This window comes from Telmatospirillum sp. J64-1 (genome assembly GCF_006980715.1).
Taxonomy (GTDB): domain Bacteria; phylum Pseudomonadota; class Alphaproteobacteria; order Rhodospirillales; family Magnetospirillaceae; genus Oleiliquidispirillum; species Oleiliquidispirillum nitrogeniifigens.
Genome location: NZ_SBHN01000001.1, coordinates 242,318 through 259,789, shown reverse-complemented (window position 1 = coordinate 259,789; position 17,472 = coordinate 242,318). Strand labels below are relative to the sequence as shown.

Annotated in this window: 17 protein-coding genes; 7 read left to right on the top strand and 10 right to left on the bottom strand. The window is 64.4% G+C overall.

Annotated features, from left to right (window positions below):
- Positions 1-2: 2 nt before the first annotated feature.
- The 9 genes from EPD66_RS01180 to EPD66_RS01140 form a co-directional block, all read right to left on the bottom strand.
- Positions 3-665, bottom strand: a complete 663-nt coding sequence (locus EPD66_RS01180; RefSeq protein WP_142846468.1) for a response regulator transcription factor — start codon at positions 663-665, stop codon at positions 3-5.
- Positions 666-876: 211 nt separating this feature from the next.
- Positions 877-2,346, bottom strand: coding sequence for a tripartite tricarboxylate transporter permease (locus EPD66_RS01175; RefSeq protein ID WP_255448316.1), 1,470 nt, complete (start codon positions 2,344-2,346; stop codon positions 877-879).
- A gap of 48 nt (positions 2,347-2,394) precedes the next feature.
- On the bottom strand, positions 2,395-2,907 hold the full coding sequence (locus EPD66_RS01170) for a tripartite tricarboxylate transporter TctB family protein (protein ID WP_142846464.1): 513 nt from the start codon (positions 2,905-2,907) through the stop codon (positions 2,395-2,397).
- Between the two features lie 86 nt (positions 2,908-2,993).
- Positions 2,994-4,004: a tripartite tricarboxylate transporter substrate binding protein gene (locus EPD66_RS01165; protein WP_142846462.1), complete on the bottom strand. Its 1,011-nt coding sequence runs from the start codon at positions 4,002-4,004 to the stop codon at positions 2,994-2,996.
- Positions 4,005-4,180: 176 nt separating this feature from the next.
- Positions 4,181-5,281 (bottom strand): tricarboxylate transporter, encoded by a 1,101-nt coding sequence (locus tag EPD66_RS01160; RefSeq protein ID WP_142846460.1) that lies wholly within the window; start codon positions 5,279-5,281, stop codon positions 4,181-4,183.
- Positions 5,282-5,552: 271 nt separating this feature from the next.
- Entirely contained in the window at positions 5,553-6,515 is a 963-nt protein-coding gene (locus EPD66_RS01155) for a 2-hydroxyacid dehydrogenase (RefSeq protein ID WP_142846458.1), read from the bottom strand.
- Positions 6,516-6,527: 12 nt separating this feature from the next.
- On the bottom strand, positions 6,528-7,397 hold the full coding sequence (locus EPD66_RS01150) for an NAD(P)-dependent oxidoreductase (protein ID WP_255448315.1): 870 nt from the start codon (positions 7,395-7,397) through the stop codon (positions 6,528-6,530).
- A gap of 54 nt (positions 7,398-7,451) precedes the next feature.
- The gene (locus EPD66_RS01145) at positions 7,452-8,246 is read right to left on the bottom strand and encodes an IclR family transcriptional regulator (protein ID WP_221930827.1); all 795 of its coding nucleotides are present in this window, start codon (positions 8,244-8,246) and stop codon (positions 7,452-7,454) included.
- A 79-nt stretch (positions 8,247-8,325) separates the two neighbouring features.
- Complete coding sequence (locus tag EPD66_RS01140) at positions 8,326-9,465, bottom strand: homogentisate 1,2-dioxygenase (protein ID WP_142846454.1); 1,140 nt, start codon at positions 9,463-9,465, stop codon at positions 8,326-8,328.
- Between the two features lie 298 nt (positions 9,466-9,763).
- On the opposite strand from EPD66_RS01140, the gene EPD66_RS01135 reads away from it, so the two are divergent.
- Genes EPD66_RS01135 through maiA form a run of 4 tightly spaced genes read left to right on the top strand, consistent with a single transcriptional unit; the run spans position 9,764 to position 13,483 of the window.
- Positions 9,764-10,726 (top strand): MBL fold metallo-hydrolase, encoded by a 963-nt coding sequence (locus tag EPD66_RS01135; protein ID WP_142846451.1) that lies wholly within the window; start codon positions 9,764-9,766, stop codon positions 10,724-10,726.
- 53 nt (positions 10,727-10,779) lie between these two features.
- The gene (locus EPD66_RS01130) at positions 10,780-12,438 is read left to right on the top strand and encodes an FAD-dependent oxidoreductase (protein WP_142846449.1); all 1,659 of its coding nucleotides are present in this window, start codon (positions 10,780-10,782) and stop codon (positions 12,436-12,438) included.
- Between the two features lie 17 nt (positions 12,439-12,455).
- Positions 12,456-12,782 carry a DUF2783 domain-containing protein gene (locus tag EPD66_RS01125; protein ID WP_142846447.1) on the top strand — a complete coding sequence of 109 codons (327 nt, stop codon included), beginning with the start codon at positions 12,456-12,458 and terminating at the stop codon, positions 12,780-12,782.
- A gap of 56 nt (positions 12,783-12,838) precedes the next feature.
- Positions 12,839-13,483 (top strand): maleylacetoacetate isomerase, encoded by a 645-nt coding sequence (gene maiA / locus EPD66_RS01120; protein WP_142846445.1) that lies wholly within the window; start codon positions 12,839-12,841, stop codon positions 13,481-13,483.
- 15 nt (positions 13,484-13,498) lie between these two features.
- On the opposite strand, the gene EPD66_RS01115 is transcribed toward maiA, so the two are convergent.
- Entirely contained in the window at positions 13,499-14,308 is an 810-nt protein-coding gene (locus tag EPD66_RS01115; RefSeq protein ID WP_142846443.1) for an IclR family transcriptional regulator, read from the bottom strand.
- 247 nt (positions 14,309-14,555) lie between these two features.
- On the opposite strand from EPD66_RS01115, the gene EPD66_RS01110 reads away from it, so the two are divergent.
- The 3 genes from EPD66_RS01110 to EPD66_RS01100 are packed head-to-tail and all read left to right on the top strand — an operon-like array spanning position 14,556 to position 17,444.
- Entirely contained in the window at positions 14,556-15,611 is a 1,056-nt protein-coding gene (locus EPD66_RS01110) for a TRAP transporter substrate-binding protein (protein ID WP_221930851.1), read from the top strand.
- Positions 15,608-16,141 carry a TRAP transporter small permease gene (locus EPD66_RS01105; RefSeq protein ID WP_185961189.1) on the top strand — a complete coding sequence of 178 codons (534 nt, stop codon included), beginning with the start codon at positions 15,608-15,610 and terminating at the stop codon, positions 16,139-16,141. The genes EPD66_RS01110 and EPD66_RS01105 overlap by 4 nt, the downstream gene beginning before the upstream one ends.
- Positions 16,134-17,444 (top strand): TRAP transporter large permease, encoded by a 1,311-nt coding sequence (locus EPD66_RS01100; RefSeq protein WP_142846439.1) that lies wholly within the window; start codon positions 16,134-16,136, stop codon positions 17,442-17,444. Before EPD66_RS01105 ends, EPD66_RS01100 begins: the two co-directional genes overlap by 8 nt.
- Positions 17,445-17,472: the final 28 nt, after the last annotated feature.

Here is a 17,472-nt window from a genome sequence, read left to right as displayed (position 1 = left end):
GGTCAGGCTTCGAGGATATAGCCGAGGCCGCGAATGGTCTTCAACGTCACGCCGCTGCCGGCCAGGCGCCGCCGCAGGCGATGGACGTAAAGCTCCACCACGCTGGGGGCAAGCTCGTCCTTATAGCTGGATAATTGCTGCACCAGTTGCTCTTTCAGCACCACTTTCCCCGGCCGGCGGATGAGGGCGGCGAACAAGGCCCGCTCCCGCGCCGGCAGGTCGAGCTGCGCCCCCTCGATCACGATATCGCGGGTCACCGTGTCGAAACGCAGCCGCCCCAGCTCGATGACCGGCGAAGGATTGCTTTGCAGGCGGCGGGACAAGGCCCGGATGCGGGCCTCGAACTCATCCAGGTCGAACGGCTTGGCGAGATAGTCGTCGGCGCCGAGATCGAGCCCCAGCACCCGGTCCTTGATGCCGGACCGGGCGGTCAGGATCAGCACCGCGACGCGCATGTTCCGCTGACGGACATGGCGCAGGATATCGAGCCCGTCCCCATCTGTGAGGTTCAGGTCGAGGACCGCCAGGTCGAATTCGACCGCTTCAAGCAATTCTATGGCATCGGAAACCGCCGAGACATGATCGACGGCAAGCCCCAGTCCCGTCAGCGATTGCTCAAGGCTTTCCGCCAGACTCCTATTGTCTTCGACCAGCAATGTCCGCATGGAAACTTTCGTTCACAATAAGCCTCCCCCCGAAGCATTATCCGAAACGATCTGTCTCCTCTTCAACAAAAAACGACAACACAACCAAGGAGTGTTATCCCCTCTATTGGTAAAGGGATTTAACGATTCATAAAGAAAGCGCGCCGGGTTCCAGGAGGAACCTTTCGGCGCGCTTTCCGATCATGACGGATGCTTGGTCTTTCCCGCTAGCCTAGGCCGCCGCCTTGCTGGCCGTCAGGCGTTTGCGCAGGAAGGGCACCATCAACGACAGCAACAGGAGAGCTGCCATGACCAGGGTGATCGGACGATCCAGCACATAGGAGAAGTTCCCGCCGCTGATCTGGTAGGAGCGGAGAAGCTCGCCTTCGGCCATGCGGGCCAGCAGAAGGCCGATCACCATCGCCGGAACCGAATAACCATACCGCTTCATCAGCCAGCCCAGCAGCGCGAAGGCCAGCAGCGTCAGCGGTCCCTGCATGGTACCGATGATGCCATAGGAGCCCAGGGCCGCCAGGATCAGGACCGACGGGCGGATCCACGACATGCGCAGGCGCACCACCGCACCCAGAAGCTGCAAGGCCAGGAAGCCGACGAAGAACAGGGCGATGGCCTGGACGATGTTGGCGGCGATCACGGCATAGACGATATCGCCATGGTCGCGCAGGAAGCGCGGCCCGCCGGTGATGTTATGCATGTTGAAGGCGGCCAGCAGGATCGCCGTCCCGGCGCCGCCGGGAATGCCGAGGGCGAACAGGCTGACCATCGATCCGCCTTCCGAACTGCTGTTGGCCGATTCGGAGGCCACCAGCCCACGCGGATTGCCCTCGCCGAACTTCCGCTCGCCGGGCACGGCCTTGCGGCCCTTTTCCCATTTATAGGAGACGAGGTTGGAAATGGAGGAACCGACGCCGGGAACGGCACCGACCAGCACACCCAGCAGACCGCCGCGCAGGATCACGCCGGGATAGCGGAGCACCTGCAGGGCCCCTTTGGCGATGCTACCGATGGAGACGCGGCGGGCGCTGCCCTCGGCCACGATATAGCTGTTGCCTTTCAGCGAGAACAGTTCCGAGGCGGCGAACATACCGATCATCGCCGGCACGATGGCGATGCCGTCAAGCAGTTCGGGCACGCCCAGCGTCCCACGGATCACGCCGTTGGAGCTCATGCCCACCGTGCCGATCAGCAGGCCGAAGGCCCCGGCCAGGATGCCCCGGGCCACCGATCCGCTGTCGAGGCCAGCGATCAGCGTCAGGCCCCACAGCACGACGATGAACATCTCCGTCGGGCCGAGTTTGAGCACGAAACCGGCCAAAGGCGCGATGACGATCAGCAGGACCAGATAGCCGAGCATCGTGCCGATGGCCGAGGCGGCCAGCGCTAGGCCCAGGGCCTCGCCATGCTCGCCCCGGCGGGTCATCGGATAGCCGTCGAAGGCCGTCGCGACGGCCGAGGACGTGCCTGGAATATTCATCAGGATGGCGGAAATGCCGCCACCGAACATGCTGCCCGTGAACACCGCCGTCAGCAGGAAGATCGCCGACATCAGGTCCATCGTCATCGTCGCCGGCAGGACAAGCGCCATGGCGAGGCTGGTCTGGAGGCCCGGAATGCAGCCGAAGATCAAGCCGATCAAAAGGCCCGGAATAATCAGAAGCCACGCATTCGAAGAGGAAGCCATGAGGTCCATGGCTCCCATGAGAGCATTCAAGTCGACCATCAAGGTACCTCAGAGCAGCAAAGTCGGGAGCGGAAAGGGAATGATCATCTTGAAGGCCAGCGTCGCTGCCGCGGCGAACAGGATCGGTCCCACCAGCAGGACGAGCGGACGGCGCTCACCGTCCTGGAACAGCGAGATCGCCAGGAAGACGGCGGAACTGACGTCAAAACCGGCAAAGGGAATGGCGCAGATATAGGCGGCGAACAGGATCATGACGCCTATGCTCGCCCAGGGCTTATCTTGCGCCTGTTCCGTCACCGGTGCCGGATCGGCTACCGTTTCCTCCGTCGGGGCCGGCGCGGCTTCCACCGCCGTCTTCCGCCCGACGAGGAAAGGACGCAGGGCGATCCCGACGGCCAAAGCGAGCACGAGAATGCCGACCGGCAGAATGAGAACGAGATTCGTCGTCCGGGACGATGCGTGGTAGCTGTCGAACAGATACCACAGAGTAAATGCCGCCATGGCCGAAGCGAAGCCGATATCCCCCCAAGGGAGGCGGCTTTTCTGCTGGGTCTTTTCCATCTGTTTCTTCCCTCGGACGCACCACGCGGCTTGCGCCGCGTGGTGCGGATCGGTTTCTTAAATCTCGGCCAGAGATTCGGCCCCTCTTACTTCCCCATGAGGTCCTTGTAGCGCTCGGCGATGGTGTAGAACTCCTTCAGCTGGCGCTCCGTCTCGTCCGGGCCGATCCAGTCGGCGCCGATCTGGTTGCGCTCCAGATAGGCCAGGAATTCGGGGTTCTTCAGCGCGCGCTCATAGGCGGCGACCAGCTTGGCCCAGCGCTCGGGATACTGGGTGCGGAAGGCGGCCGGAGCGGCCATGCCGCGCAGGGTCGCCCGGCTGACCACCGGGACGGTCACGCCCAGCGGTTCCAGGGCTTCGTTCACCGTGGGGGCGTCGAAAAGGTCGGAACGCTTGTCCAGCATCACGGCCAGCGGCTTGATCTGGTCGACGACGCCGTCGCTGCCCAGGCCGCCGATGATGAAGAAGTCCACCTGACCACCGGCCACGGCGGCACGGCACTGGCCGCCATTGTCATAGGTGACGATGTTCAGGTTCTCAGCCGGCACGCCGGCGGCATCCAGGATCATGTAGAGGATCAGGTGACCGGCCGAACCCTGCACCACGGCGGCGCTGTGCTTGCCCGGATTTTCCTTGATCGAGGTCAGCAGCTCGGACAGCGACGAGAAGCCGGCGTCGGTACGGGCGGCGATCAGATCCCAGTCGGGCCACTGGCCGTTGACGAAGGCGAAATCGTCCAGGCTGTAATTGGCATTGGTGTGCAGGATGCTGTTGGCCAGATAGGGCGACAGCGAGCTGACCAGCAAGGTGTTGCCGTCGGCCGGGCGGCTCAGGACATAAGAGGCCGCGAGCTGGCCACCGGCGCCGGGACGGTTCATGACCGTGACCGGAACGCCCAGTTCAGGGGCGACGAACTGAGCCACGGCGCGGGCGAAGCGGTCGGCGCCGCCGCCGACGCCGAAGCCGACGACGAAGCTGATCGGCTGGTTCGGCCAGTTATCAGCATGGGCCGGGCTGGAAAGCACCGCCCCGGACGCCATGGCGGAGACCAGAAGGGTGGCTACGGTGCGCCCGAAGGTCCGGCGGGTAATCTTCATTGAAATCCTCCAAGAGAAAAATTTGCTAACTCGAAGATCCGGAAGAGCGGAAACCGCTTCATCCAGGCAAAAGGTCCCCCTTCTGCGGAACTATGCTCCGCAGCGTCGCATTACTTCTTGTTGTTGAAGGCCTGATAGGGGGCGGTCAGGCTTGAACGGGTCTCAAGGCATTGCCGTCATGGCGTGACCTCGAAACGTTTCTTCAGCCAGCTCAGGAACCATTCCCTGATCGGGCGATCCATCGTCGTGCCCAGTTTCAGCAGGGCTTCTGCCTCTTTCCCGACGACCAGGGAATAGGCACCGGTGGCATCGCGGGACTTTTCCTGGAAGGCTTCGTCCATGGCGATGCGCGACAGCGCCGCCTTGTAGATTTCGGCCACCTCCTCGGAGGTTCCCTTCGGCATGAACAGCATCTTGTGGGCCGAATAGCCGATCTTGAAGGCGGCCGACCAGGCCTCCCACATCGCCCCCGAAGGCGGCTGGCCATGGACCTGCTCGTAGACTTCGACGAATGTCGGCAATTCCGGGAAGGAGGGATCGCGCACCACCTTTCCCGTCTTGTCGAGCACGCCCCAGGACATCAGCGGGACGGCCTTGCCCGCCTTGATCAGCGGCAGAACCTCGGTCAGATAGGCCGAAGAGGTCTGGTAATCGATCTCGAACTCGCCGCGCTCCAGCCCCAGCCGGGCCGCGCCCCGGCTCGACATGCCGAAGACGACCTTGACGTCCAGCCCCAGCATCTCGAAGGCGAGCAGCGGCACCATGTCCAGGGTGGCTGCACCGATGCTGCCGAATTTCAGGGAGCGCCCCTTCAGCTTGGCGATCTCCTCGGGGCCCAAAATGCCGGTTTCGCTGGATACATAGACAACCCCGCCGCTGCCGGACGCCGCCAGCACCTGCCAGTCCGAATAATCGTACTGGACGCGCCGGTCGCCGAGCAGATGCGCGATCTGGGTCGAAGCGGTCGCGCTGAACAGCATGGAACCGTCGGATTGCGCGCGGCCGTGAAAGTAGTTGGCGCCCTTGGTCGAGCCGCCGCCAGGAATATTGCGGATATGGATCGAGGCCGTATCTCGCAGCTCGTCCTGCAGACGTGCGGCCAGATAACGCGCCCAGATGTCGGTTCCCCCGCCCGGCTGGAAGGGAACGACCCACTCGACCTTCCAGTCGTCCTCGGCCGAGGCGGCATGGACTGCCCCCGGCGTGAAGGCCAGAAGCAGCAGCGTCAACCCCGCGTAGTGCGGCAACCGGGAAATCTGCGCCATGTTCCCGCGCATTCCGTCTCCTTGGACCGCTTCAGCACGCTCTGTTGTTTTTCTGCGCCCACTGAATCGCTCAACGTTTCCACCTATAGGGCCGTGCCCGACATACCGCAGGCTCTACCCCTATAGAACGCATTATATCAGCGGACTCTTTCATCCATCTTTCATCGCAGGGAAAACACGGAAACGTCATAACTTGCAGGGCGATCCCTGAGGATCGCCCTGTTTGTGCAAGACTGGCGGACTATGCCGTAGGATTTATGAAAAAGGACCAAAGAAGGCGGCGTCACCGCCTGGGCCAGGGCGTTTCCGCCACCGGGGTCAGCGGCCCCTGTCCCCGGAACCATGAGTCGAGATTATCCAGGACCAGCCGCCACATCCCTTGCCGGGTATGGAGGGTCGCAGAGCCGACATGCGGTGTCAGGACCACGTTGTCGAGCGCCACAAGCTCTTGCGGGACATGCGGTTCCTCGGCGAAGACGTCGAGACCGGCGGCCAGGATGCGCCCTTCCTGCAGGGCCGCGACGAGTGCGGGCTGATCGACCACCGTGCCCCGCGCCACATTGACGAGGATGCCCTGCGGTCCCAGCGCCGTCAGGACCTCGGCATCGATCAGCCCCAGGGTCTCGTCGGAGGCGGGCAGGATGACGATCAGGATATCGCTGTCCCGCGCCATCTCCGTCAGGGAGGAATAGTAGCGGTAGGGCACATCCTGCCGGCGCCGCCCGTAATAGGCGATCTCCAAGTCGAAGGCGGCGCAGCGCTTGGCGATGGCCTTGCCGATGCGCCCCAGGCCGACGATGCCTATCTTCCGCCCGCGCAGCGAGGCAGACAGCGGAAAGGCTCCCTCCAGCCAGCGCCCGGCCCGCAGGTAGCGATCCGCCTGGGGGATCCGCCGGACGGTGGCGAGCATCAGGCCGAGCGTGAAATCGGCCACTTCCTCCGTCAGGACATCCGGCGTGTTGGTCACGACAATGTTCCGCGCGGCAGCGGCGGCGACATCCACGCGGTCGTAGCCGACGCCGAAATTGGCGACGATCTCAAGCGCCGGAAGACGGGCGATCAGCCCGGCATCGACCTTGCCGTTCGCCACCACGCCGCGGATACGCGGACCGATCTCCTTCAGGAAGCCTTCCTCGTCCGTGGCCTCCCCGAGGCGGTGAAGGGAAAAACGGCTTTCGAAATCCCCAGCCGCGAAGGACGGGATTCCCCCGGTGAGCAGAATCTCCGGCTTGTTCGTCTCGCTCATGTCTCGCCCCCGTTACTGCGGCAGGCGGAGACGGGTGATCAGGCTCGACGTATCCCAGCGCCCGCCGCCGGCCTTCTGGATGTCGGCATAGAACTGGTCGACCAGGGCCGCCACCGGCAGGGAGGCCTTGTTCCGGCGCGCCTCTGCGAGGCAGATGCCAAGATCCTTGCGCATCCAGTCGACGGCGAAGCCGAAATCGAACTTGCCTTCATTCATGGTCTTGCCGCGATTCTCCATCTGCCAGGAACCGGCGGCGCCTTTCGAGATGACGTCGAGCACCGCCTCGACATCGAGACCGGCGGCCTGGGCGAAATGGATGCCTTCCGCCAGGCCCTGGACGAGACCGGCGATGCAGATCTGGTTGACCATCTTCGCCAGCTGCCCCGAACCGGCAGGGCCGAGCAGGCGTACCGAGCGGGCGAAGCTCATGATCGCCGGCTCGACCTTGGCGAAGACCTCGGCATCGCCGCCGCACATCACCGTCAGCACGCCGTTCTCGGCGCCCGCCTGGCCGCCCGAGACGGGGGCGTCGATGAAGCCGATGCCGGTTTCTCCGGCGGCGGCATAAAGCTCGCGCGCGATATCGGCCGACGCCGTGGTGTGATCGACGAGAACGGCACCGCGCGTCATGCCCGCAAGCGCCCCGTCCGGCCCCATCGTCACCGAGCGCAGGTCGTCGTCATTGCCGACGCAGCTCATCACGATGTCCTGCCCGGCCGCTGCCTCGCGCGGTGTCGCGGCGGCACGGCCGCCATGCTCCGCGACCCATTGTTCCGCCTTCGCGGCCGTCCGGTTGTAGACGGTCACCTCGTGGCCCTTCGCGGCCAGATGGCGGGCCATCGGAGCCCCCATGACTCCAAGTCCAAGGAAAGCGATTTTCATGATCTTCTCCGGATAGGTTGCCGTGAATGAAGGCGGCGGACAGGGCCGCTGGACTTAAGCCTCCGCCCCTTGGGAATAGCCCAGCCGGGCCGATAGCCGCGCGGCGCTGCGGCGCAAGGCGGCGACGATGGGGCCGTCGGGGTCCATGTCGAACATGCCGTGGATGCCCACGGCCAGCATGGCCAGGGTGATTTCGTTCTTGAAGTTGAAAACGGGTGCGCCGACCGCCTCGACACCGGGGACGAGGTGATAGCCCGAAACGCTGGCGATGCCCGCCTTGCGGATTTCGCCGAACATCTCCAGCGCCTTTTCCCAGGACTCGATGCCGCCGGGGGCGCGGCCCTCGGCCAGTTCACGCTCCACCAGGGAGCGATAGGTCTCGGGCGGCAGATAGGCGCCGAAGATGCGCCCGCTGGCCGAGGTCAGCATGTCCAGCGCTGTGCCGGTCATGAGATTGACGGTGATGGGACGGCGCGGGCTTTCCCCCCGGATGATGACCGGGCCGTTCTCGCTCCACACCGCCAGGGCGGTGGTCTCGTTGATCTCGTCGCGCAATTCCGCGATGGCGTTCAGGCCGAGCTGGATGCGGTCCAGCCGGTCGATGGCCGCCAAACCGATGGTCAGGGCGGCCGGGCCCAGTTCGTAGCGCGAGGTACTGGGCAATTGCTCGACCATCCCCGAGCGGATCAGGCTGACCAGATAGCGATGGGCCTTCGAGGCCGGCATCCCCGCGACGGCGGCGATTTCCTTCAGCATCATCGGCCGGTCGCCGCTGGCCACGGCACGCAGGACATGCATGCCGATCTCGATGGACTGGACGCCGTGCTTGCCTTCTCCGTTGTCACTCACCGGGCTCGTCTCCTTACCTGTCCCCGCGAGCCGGGGACAGGAGGCATTCTAGCCACGGGAATGGCGTCAGGATAAAGACTTATTCAGCCGCTGCGTTTTCCGGCTGCTTCCAGGAATGGACATAGCCTTCCCACTCGACCTCCGGCGGCAGGGGGTAGACCTCCAGCGGCTGGCGGGTGTCGATCATCACCGCCACCTCGTCGGTCTCCTTACGGCCGTATCGCATCGCCGTCTCATAGGCCTTGGGATGGGGGCCATGGACGAAGCCGTTGGGATGATAGGTGATCATGCCGGGATGGATGTTGTCGCGCGAGAAGAACTGCCCCTTGTGGTAGAACAGCACTTCGTCGAAATCCTCGTTGGAATGGTAATAGGGCAGCTTCAGCGCGTCCGGATCGGATTCGATGGGGCGCGGAACGAAGGTGCAGATGATCACCCCACCGGCCAGGAAGGTGGCATGGGCCGAAGGCGGCAAGTGGTAGCGCGCGCTCATCAGCGGGCGGATGTCGCGCCAGTTCAGCTTCACCGGGGCCAGGTCGCCATGCCAGCCCTGGGCATCCAGCGGATTGAAGGGGAAGGTCTGACGGGACAGGTGGTTGCCGCGCTTGATGTGGATGGTCCACTCGGCTTCGTCCTGCTGGGCCAGGAAGGCTTCGTCGATCGCGGGCACGTCCAGCACGGCGGCATCGAACAGGGCATGGCGTCCGACGATGCCTTTTTCCGGCAGCTTGTAGGAATCGCCGGTGGCTTCGATCATCAGCACGGTGGCGGGTTCGGCGCATTCGATGCGCCAGGCGGTGCCGCGCGGCAGGATGACGTAATCGCCTTCGCGGAAGGTCATGTGGCCGTAATCGCAGTATAGGTCCCCCGCCCCCTGGTGAAAGAACAGGGCGTCGTCGCCGTCGGCATTGCGAACCAGCAGGCTCTTGCCCTCGGTGCGCCACAGGCGGACCTGGGTGGCGGCATTGCCCATCAGCGCCACGGCATCCCAGGGATTGTCGCTGACCGCCCGGATGCGGGTGGTGTCGAAGGCGCGCGGGCGCAGATCGCCGTCAAAGCTGGTCCAGCCGGTCGGCGGATGCTTGTGATGCAGTTGGCTGGCCGGACCGAAGAAGCCTTCGCGGCCCACTTCCCGCTCGTAGGTGCCTTCGGGCAGCCTGCAATGGGCTTGGCGCGTCGCGTTGCCTTCGATGCGCGGAAACGAAATCCAGTTCTTCATCCTCTTCTCCCTGTCTGGCCTGCCGGTTTTTCCGGCACAACGTTTCATTTGAAACTTTCCCATGCAAAATTAGTTTCATTTGAAACATATTCCAAGCGGAAAAATGGCCCTTCCGCCCCATTCCCACGAAAGAAATAGCCCCACCCCTTACGACCAGGAGGCGAGACCGCACCCTCTTTCCGATTGACGGAATAGATTCTGAATTTCATAACTTGTGTCGCAATTTGGAAAATCGGGGGTGCCGAAGGACGTCCGCGTCATGCCCCCGCACCGGAATTCGAGCCTTGAGGACATAACAATGACAAAGCAATTCGCCTCGGTTGCCGACCTGGAGGAAAAGAAGGCCAGCTTCACCCAGTTGTCCGACCATGCCTGGGGCTATACGGCGGAAGGCGATCCCAATACGGGAGTGGTCATCACCGACGAAGGGGTGCTGATCGTCGATGCCCTGGCGACACCGGTGATGGCCCGGCGCCTGATCGACGAAATCCGCAAGGTCACCGACAAGCCGATCAAGTATCTGGTGCTCAGCCATTATCACGCCGTGCGCGTGCTGGGCGCCTCGGCCTATGGGCCCGAAGGCTGCCAGGAAATCATCGCCAGCCAGGGCACCTATGACCTGATCGTCGAACGTGGCGCGCAGGACATGCAGTCCGAATACGAACGCTTTCCGCGCCTGTTTCAAAATTTCGAATCCGTCCCCGGCCTGACCTGGCCGACCCTGGTCTTCAAGGAAGAGATGACGCTGTTCATGGGCGGTGTCGAAATCCGGATCATGCATCCGGGCGCAGGCCATACCAAGGGCGACACAATTGTCTGGCTGCCCGCCGAGAAGGTGCTGTTCTCGGGCGATCTGGTGGAATGCGAAGCGGCCTGCTACACCGGCGACGCCCATCTGGCGGAATGGCCCGCGACGCTGGACCGCCTGCGCGCCCTGGCCCCTGAAAAGCTGGTCCCCGGGCGTGGCCCGGCGCTGATGTCACCCCGCGAAGTGGCCGCCGGCCTGGACTACACCCAGGATTTCGTCACCACCCTGTTCCGCTGCGCCCAGGAAGCCGTCGCCGCCGACATGACCCTGAAGCAGGCCATGGCCCATACCCGCAAGGTCATGGACCCGAAATTCGGCCATGTCTTCATCTACGAGCATTGCCTGCCCTTCGATGTCACCCGCGCGGTGGACGAAGCCAAGGGCATAGCGCATCCGCGCATCTGGACGGCAGAACGCGACAAGGAAATGTGGCACGGTTTACAGGCGGATTGAGCCTCGAAGCGACAACGTCCAACAAAGCTAAAAAAAGCATAAGGGAGGAAGCGTTGCTCAGCACTTACACATACCCGAAATTCGATTATGTCCAGCCGTCCGAACAGAAGGCCGGACAGGCCGGGCGCCATCCCGCCATCGTCGTCGGTGCCGGTCCAGTGGGGCTGACGGCGGCCATCGACCTGGCGCAGCAGGGCATCCCGGTCGTCGTGCTCGATGACGACAACACCGTCTCGGTCGGTTCGCGCGGGGTCTGCTATGCCAAGCGGGCGCTGGAGGTCCTCGACCGCCTGGGCGTCGGCGATGCCTGCTGCACCAAGGGCGTCAGCTGGAATGTCGGCCGCACCTTCTTCCGCGAGGAAGAGGTCTACAGCTTCAATCTCTGCCCCCAACCCGACCACAAGCGTCCGGGAATGATCAACCTGCAGCAATACTACCTGGAAGAATTCCTGGTGAAGCGCTGCGCGGAACTGCCCAATATCGACCTGCGCTGGAAGAACCGCGTGGTGGCGGTCGAGGCCGGAACGGACAAGACCACGCTGGATGTGCAGACGCCGGACGGCTTCTATACGCTGGAAACCGGCTGGCTGGTGGTCGCCGACGGCGCGCGCAGCTCGATTCGCACCATGATGGGGCTGGATATCGACGGCAAGGTCTTCATGGACCGCTTCCTGATCGCCGATATCGTCATGCATGCCGATTTCCCGGCCGAGCGCTGGTTCTGGTTCGACCCTCCCTTCCATCCCAACCAGTCCGTCCTGCTGCACCGCCAGTCGGACAATGTCTGGCGCATCGACTTCCAGCTCGGCTGGCAGGCCGACCCCGAAGAGGAGCGCAAGCCGGAGAAGGTCATCCCCCGCATCCAGGCCATGCTGGGCGAGGACAAGGAATTCGAGCTGGAATGGGTCAGCGTCTATACCTTCCAATGCCGCCGCATGAAGGACTTCCGCAAGGGCCGGGTGCTGTTCGTCGGCGATTCGGCCCATCAGGTCTCGCCCTTCGGCGCACGCGGCGCCAATTCGGGCATCCAGGACACCGACAACCTGATCTGGAAGCTGAAGCTGGTGATGGACGGCAAGGCGCCGGAAAGCCTACTCGACACCTATAGCGAGGAACGGGTCTTCGCCGCCGACGAAAACATCATGAATTCGACCCGTTCGACCGATTTCATCACGCCCAAGACCATGGCCTCGCTGACCTTCCGCAATGCCGTCCTGACCCTGGCGCGGGACTATCCCTTCGCCCGCGCGCTGGTCAATTCCGGGCGGCTGTCGGTGCCCAGCGTCCTGACCGGATCGCGGCTGAACACGCCCGACCAGGACACCTTCGGCGGCGACATGCTTCCCGGGGCGCCCATGGCCGATGCCCCCATCGCCGTCGAGGGAGAGGAAGGCTGGCTGCTCGACCATGTCGGCAATCGCTTCATGGCGCTGGTCTATGCGCCTTCCTACGACATTCCCGCCGGACAGGTGATCGCCCTGGGCGAAGGCGCCATTCCCGTCACTACAGTCGCCGTCATGCCCAAGGGCGCCGCCGCCCCGGCGGGCATGACCGTGTTCGAGGACATCAAGGGCCGCTTTGCCGAACGCTACGACGCCCAGCCCGGCACGGTCTATCTGATCCGTCCCGACCAGCATGTGACGGCACGCTGGCGCCGCTTCGACGCCACCGCCATCCGCGACGCAGTCGCCCGCGCCACCTGCAACGCCTGAGCCTTGGGGAGACGATCATGACGCTCAACACCCAACCCAATTTCCACCAGCAGGGCCGGCGCTTCCTCCGCGACTTCAGCCCCGGCGACGATTTCTACGAAGCCCTGATCGCTATGCACCAGGACCTGAGCGAGGAGGAAAGCGCCCAGGTCAATGCCCGGCTGATCCTGCTGCTGTCCAACCATATCGGCGATCTGGACGTCTTGCGCGAAGCCATGAACATGGCGCGCCAGGGCATCGGCGCGCCGGTCGGCGGCCAGCTCCCGGCCGCCTCGCCTTCCCTTCCCGCCGCCGCCCTGGAAGACCGCTACAAGACCGAACCGGCGCTGGCCGCGAAAGTCTAAATGAGGGAAACTGGGCGGAGGCCTCTTCTCCGCCCAATCCCGATCCGGAGCCGAATATGAAGCTGTATACCTATTTCCGCAGTTCGGCGGCCTATCGCGTCCGCATCGCCCTGGGGCTGAAGGGGGTGGGATACGACTCGCTGCCCGTCCATCTGCTGCGCGATGGCGGGGAACAGCACCGGGACGCCTATCTCGCCCTCAATCCGCAAGGATTGGTGCCGGTCCTGGAAGAGGACGGGCGGGTGCTGACCCAATCCCTGGCCATCATCGAATATCTGGAAGAGACGCATCCCGCCCCGGCGCTGCTGCCCTCCGATCCGGTGGAAAGGGCAAGGGTGCGCGCCCTGGCCCAGGCGGTGGCCTGCGACATCCATCCGCTGAACAATCTGCGGGTGCTGCGCTATCTGGTCAGGACGCTGGGCGTTTCGGAGGAACAGAAGAACGCCTGGTACCGGCATTGGATCGAAACCGGCCTGCCCGCTTTGGAAAGCATGCTGGCGGGCCATCCCGCCACCGGCCGCTTCTGCCATGGCGACACGCCCGGACTGGCCGATTGCGTCCTGGTGCCCCAGCTTTTCAATGCGCGGCGATTCCAGATCGACCTGGCGCCCTATCCCACCCTGACCCGCATCGACGAAGCCTGCGCCGCCCTGCCCGCCTTCCAGGCCGCCCATCCCGACAACCAGCCGGACGCGGTGTGAGGAGAGCTTCGCCTCCTACCCCGCCGCCCTTGTCTCGCCGACATATCCCAGACGATGGGAGATATCGGCGGCGCAGGCGCGGATATCCTGGGCAAGCGAGCTATTCCAGTCGGCATCGAAAATGCCCGACGGTCCCATGGCGGTGACGGCCAGGACGATGTTCCGGCTGTGATCGAAGACGGGGGCGCTGAAGGCGTTGATGCCGGGGATGGGATTGCCCAATGCGCGGGACAATCCCTGGCGGCGGACTTCGGTCAGGACCGGCTCGATCTCGTTCCAGTCCGGTGACTCCACCGCGGCTCTCTCGTCGCCCAGCAGACGGGGCCCCGACAGAAGCAGGCTCTCGATCAGCTTGCGCGGCATATAGGCGGCGAAGACCCGGCCCGTGGCCGTGTTCAGCAGCGACATGACGCTGCCGGTGCGCAGATTGACATGCAGCGGATGGCTCGATTCCTCGACCCGCACGATGGTCGGGCCGAGACTGCCCCAGACGGCGATGGCGACGGAATGGCCGATGCGGCTGGACAGGGCGGCGATGGCGCCCGAGGCGATGCGCACCGGATCGAGGCGCTGAAGGCTGACCAACCCCAATTGCAGGGCCAGGGGCCCGACCTCATAGCGGCCCGTCAGCGGGTCCTGCTCGATCAGCCCGATCTTGCCGAAACTCACCAGATAGGGATGGGCCTTGGCCGCGCTCATCCCCGCCTCGCGCGCCAGATCCTTCAGCATCATGGGCAGGCCCGACCGCGCCAGGGCCTGCAGGATCCGCCCGCCCACCTCGATGGACTGAATGCCCCGCCGGTCCTTCTGCCTGTCTTCTTCCATCCGCGTCCGCTGCCTTTCCATTCTGTCGGCCCCAAGAAGGTAGCGCAGAAATTCATCATGAGCGAATCCGTTCGAGAGATTTTCCAAGCGTTCGGCAGAGACCCGGAAGAGGCAAAAGCCGACACCCGGCCTATGCCATTTGACATTATCTAATGCGTTGCATGGTTTCACTCGAAACTATATGATGCCGGTAAAGGACGGGCTCAACAAAAACACCGTCCGGAAAATCCCACGGAGGTTCAACGTCATGACCCATTTGTCCCGCCGTTCGCTGTTGAAGGGTGCCGCGGCTGGTGCCGTCCTTGCCGGTTTCGGCGCCACCATCCTGCCCCGCCGCGCCGAGGCCGCGACCACTCTGACCTTCTCGTCCTGGCTGCCGCCGCGCCATCCCATCGTGGTCAACGCCTTCGAGCCCTGGGCCGAGGATGTGGCCAAGGCCACCGACCGGCGGGTGCGCATCCGCATCCTGCCCAAGCCGCTGGGCGGCGCGCCTGCACATTTCGACATGGCCCGCGACGGCATCGCCGACATCACCTACGGCCTGCACAGCTTCACGCCCGGCGACCGCTTCCTGCTCAGCCGCGCCGCCGAATTCTCCTTCCTGGGCGATAATGCCGCCGACCTGTCGGTGGCTTATTGGAAGCTCTACCAGGACCGCCTGGCCCAGGCGAACGAGCATGACGGGGTGCATACCCTGGGCGTCTTCGCCCATGGCCCCGGCGCCATCCACAACAATGTGCGCCCGATCCGTACCGCCGCAGACCTCCAGGGCCTGACCCTGCGCGTACCGGGCGGCTATGTCAGCCAGTTGATGGCGCGCCTGGGAACCGTGCCGCGCCAGGCGCCTTCGGGCGAAGTCTACGAGATGCTGTCCAACCGCGTGATCCAGGGGGTCACCTTCACCCAGGAAGCCCTGACCGCCTTCAAGCTGACCGACCACCTGAAGCATACAACCACCGTGCCGGGCGGCATCTACAATACCTCCTGGTTCTTCGTGATGAATCCGTGGAAATGGGAAGCCCTCTCCGATGCCGACCGCGAGGCCATCACCGAATTGTCGGGCGAGGCCTTCGCCCGGCGGGTGGGCAAGGCCTGGATGGACGCCGACGACGTGGCGCTCGACCAGATCAGGAAGGCGGGCATCGAGATCATCGAGGCCGATCCGTCCTTCGTGCAGGAACTGACCGTCCATACCAACGCGCTGGAAGCGGAATGGGCGGAACAGGCCAAGCAGCGCGGCGTGGACGGCCTTGCCGCCCTGCGCGAATTGCGCGCCGCCACCGGCGTCATCCTGCCGTCATGACCGTGGACCTGGGGCAGCGCCGGGCGCCGACCGCCAAGGGGAGGTGGGTCCTGCCCGCCTCCCACCGGATCATCAACCACGTCCTCGGAGGGTCCGCCGCCCTGCTGCTGTTCGGAATGTCGGCCATGACCACCGCCGATGTGATCGGCCGCCGTTTCCTCGGCCTGCCCGTGCCCGGATCCTACGAACTGACCTCGCTGATGCTGGCGGCGCTGATCTTCATCGGCCTGCCGCTGACCACCGAGCGGGATGAGCATGTGGTGGTGGACATCCTCGACCATCTGCTGCCGCCTTCGGTCCTGCGGGTCAGCTCAGCCCTGATGACCCTGCTGAGCAGCCTCGTGCTGGGGGTGCTGTCCTGGCAGCTTTGGCTGCGGGCGGGCAAGCTGGTGGCCGATGGCGCCTATACCGATCAGCTGCGGATCCCCATCGCGCCGGTGGGCTATATCGCCGCCTTTTGCTGTTTCCTGTCCGCCCTGATCCTGGCCTGGAAATGCGTCGTCATGCTGAAAGGACCGGCCTATGACTGAGTCCATGATCGGCTTCGGCGCCCTGTTCAGCCTGATTCTGCTGCGCATGCCTATCGGTTTCGCCATGGCACTGGTCGGAACCGTGGGCTTCGCCCTGCTGGTGGATTGGGGACCGGCCCTGGCGATGTTGGCGCAGAACACCTTCGACGCCGGATTCTCCTACACCCTGTCGGTGCTGCCGCTGTTCATCCTGATGGGGAATTTCGTCACCCAGGCCGGCGTCTCGGGCGAACTCTACAAGGCCGCCTATGCCTTTCTCGGCCATCGCCGGGGCGGGCTCGCCATGGCCTCGGTCGCGGCCTGCGGCGGCTTTTCGGCGGTCTGCGGCTCGTCCCTGGCGACGGCGGCGACCATGACCAAGGTCGCCATGCCGCCCATGCGCAAGTTCGGCTATTCCGACAGCCTGGCCGCCGGTTCCATCGCCGCGGGCGGCACGCTGGGCATCCTGATTCCGCCCTCGGTGATCATGGTCATCTACGGCCTGCTGACTCAGTCGGATATCGGCAAGCTGTTCATCGCCGGCATCATTCCCGGCCTGCTGGGCATCCTCCTCTATGGCCTGGCCGTCGCCGTTACCACCTGGCTGAAGCCCGAGACGGGACCGGCGGGCGAGCGCATGCCCTGGCCGGAACGCCTGCGCGCCTTGCGCGGCGTCGCGGGAATGCTGGGCCTGCTCGGCCTGATCATGGGCGGCATCTATGGCGGCTTCTTCACACCGACCGAAGCCGCTGGCATCGGCGCCTTCGCCGCCTTCCTGATGGCGCTGCTGCGCGGCCGCCTGACCCTGTCGATCTTCTTCCGCCTGCTGATCGACAGCGCCCGCACCACGGCGATGCTGTTCATGGTCATCATCGGCGCCCTGCTTTTCGCGAATTTCGTCAACTTCGCCGGGCTGGCCGACGAGCTACGCTATTGGGTCGAAGACCTGGAGGTCTCGCCCTGGCTGGTTCTGCTGATCATCGTCGGCGTCTATCTGGTTCTGGGCTGCGTGCTGGAAAGCCTGTCGATGATCCTGCTGACCGTGCCGGTCTTCTATCCCGTCATCATGGGGCTGGATTTCGGCATCGGCGACCCGGACATGGTGCTGATCTGGTTCGCCGTGATCGTCGTGGTCGTCACCGAAATCAGCCTGATATCGCCCCCCGTCGGCATGAACGTCTTCGTCCTGCGCGGCGTCCTGCCCGACGTGTCCCTGGGGACCATCTTCCGTGGCGTGATGCCCTTCCTGATCTCGGACTTCTTCCGGCTGGGACTGCTGATCGCCTTTCCAACGCTGACCCTGCTGCTGCCATCGCTGATGTGACGCAGGGCCAAGGAAATCGGGAATCCTG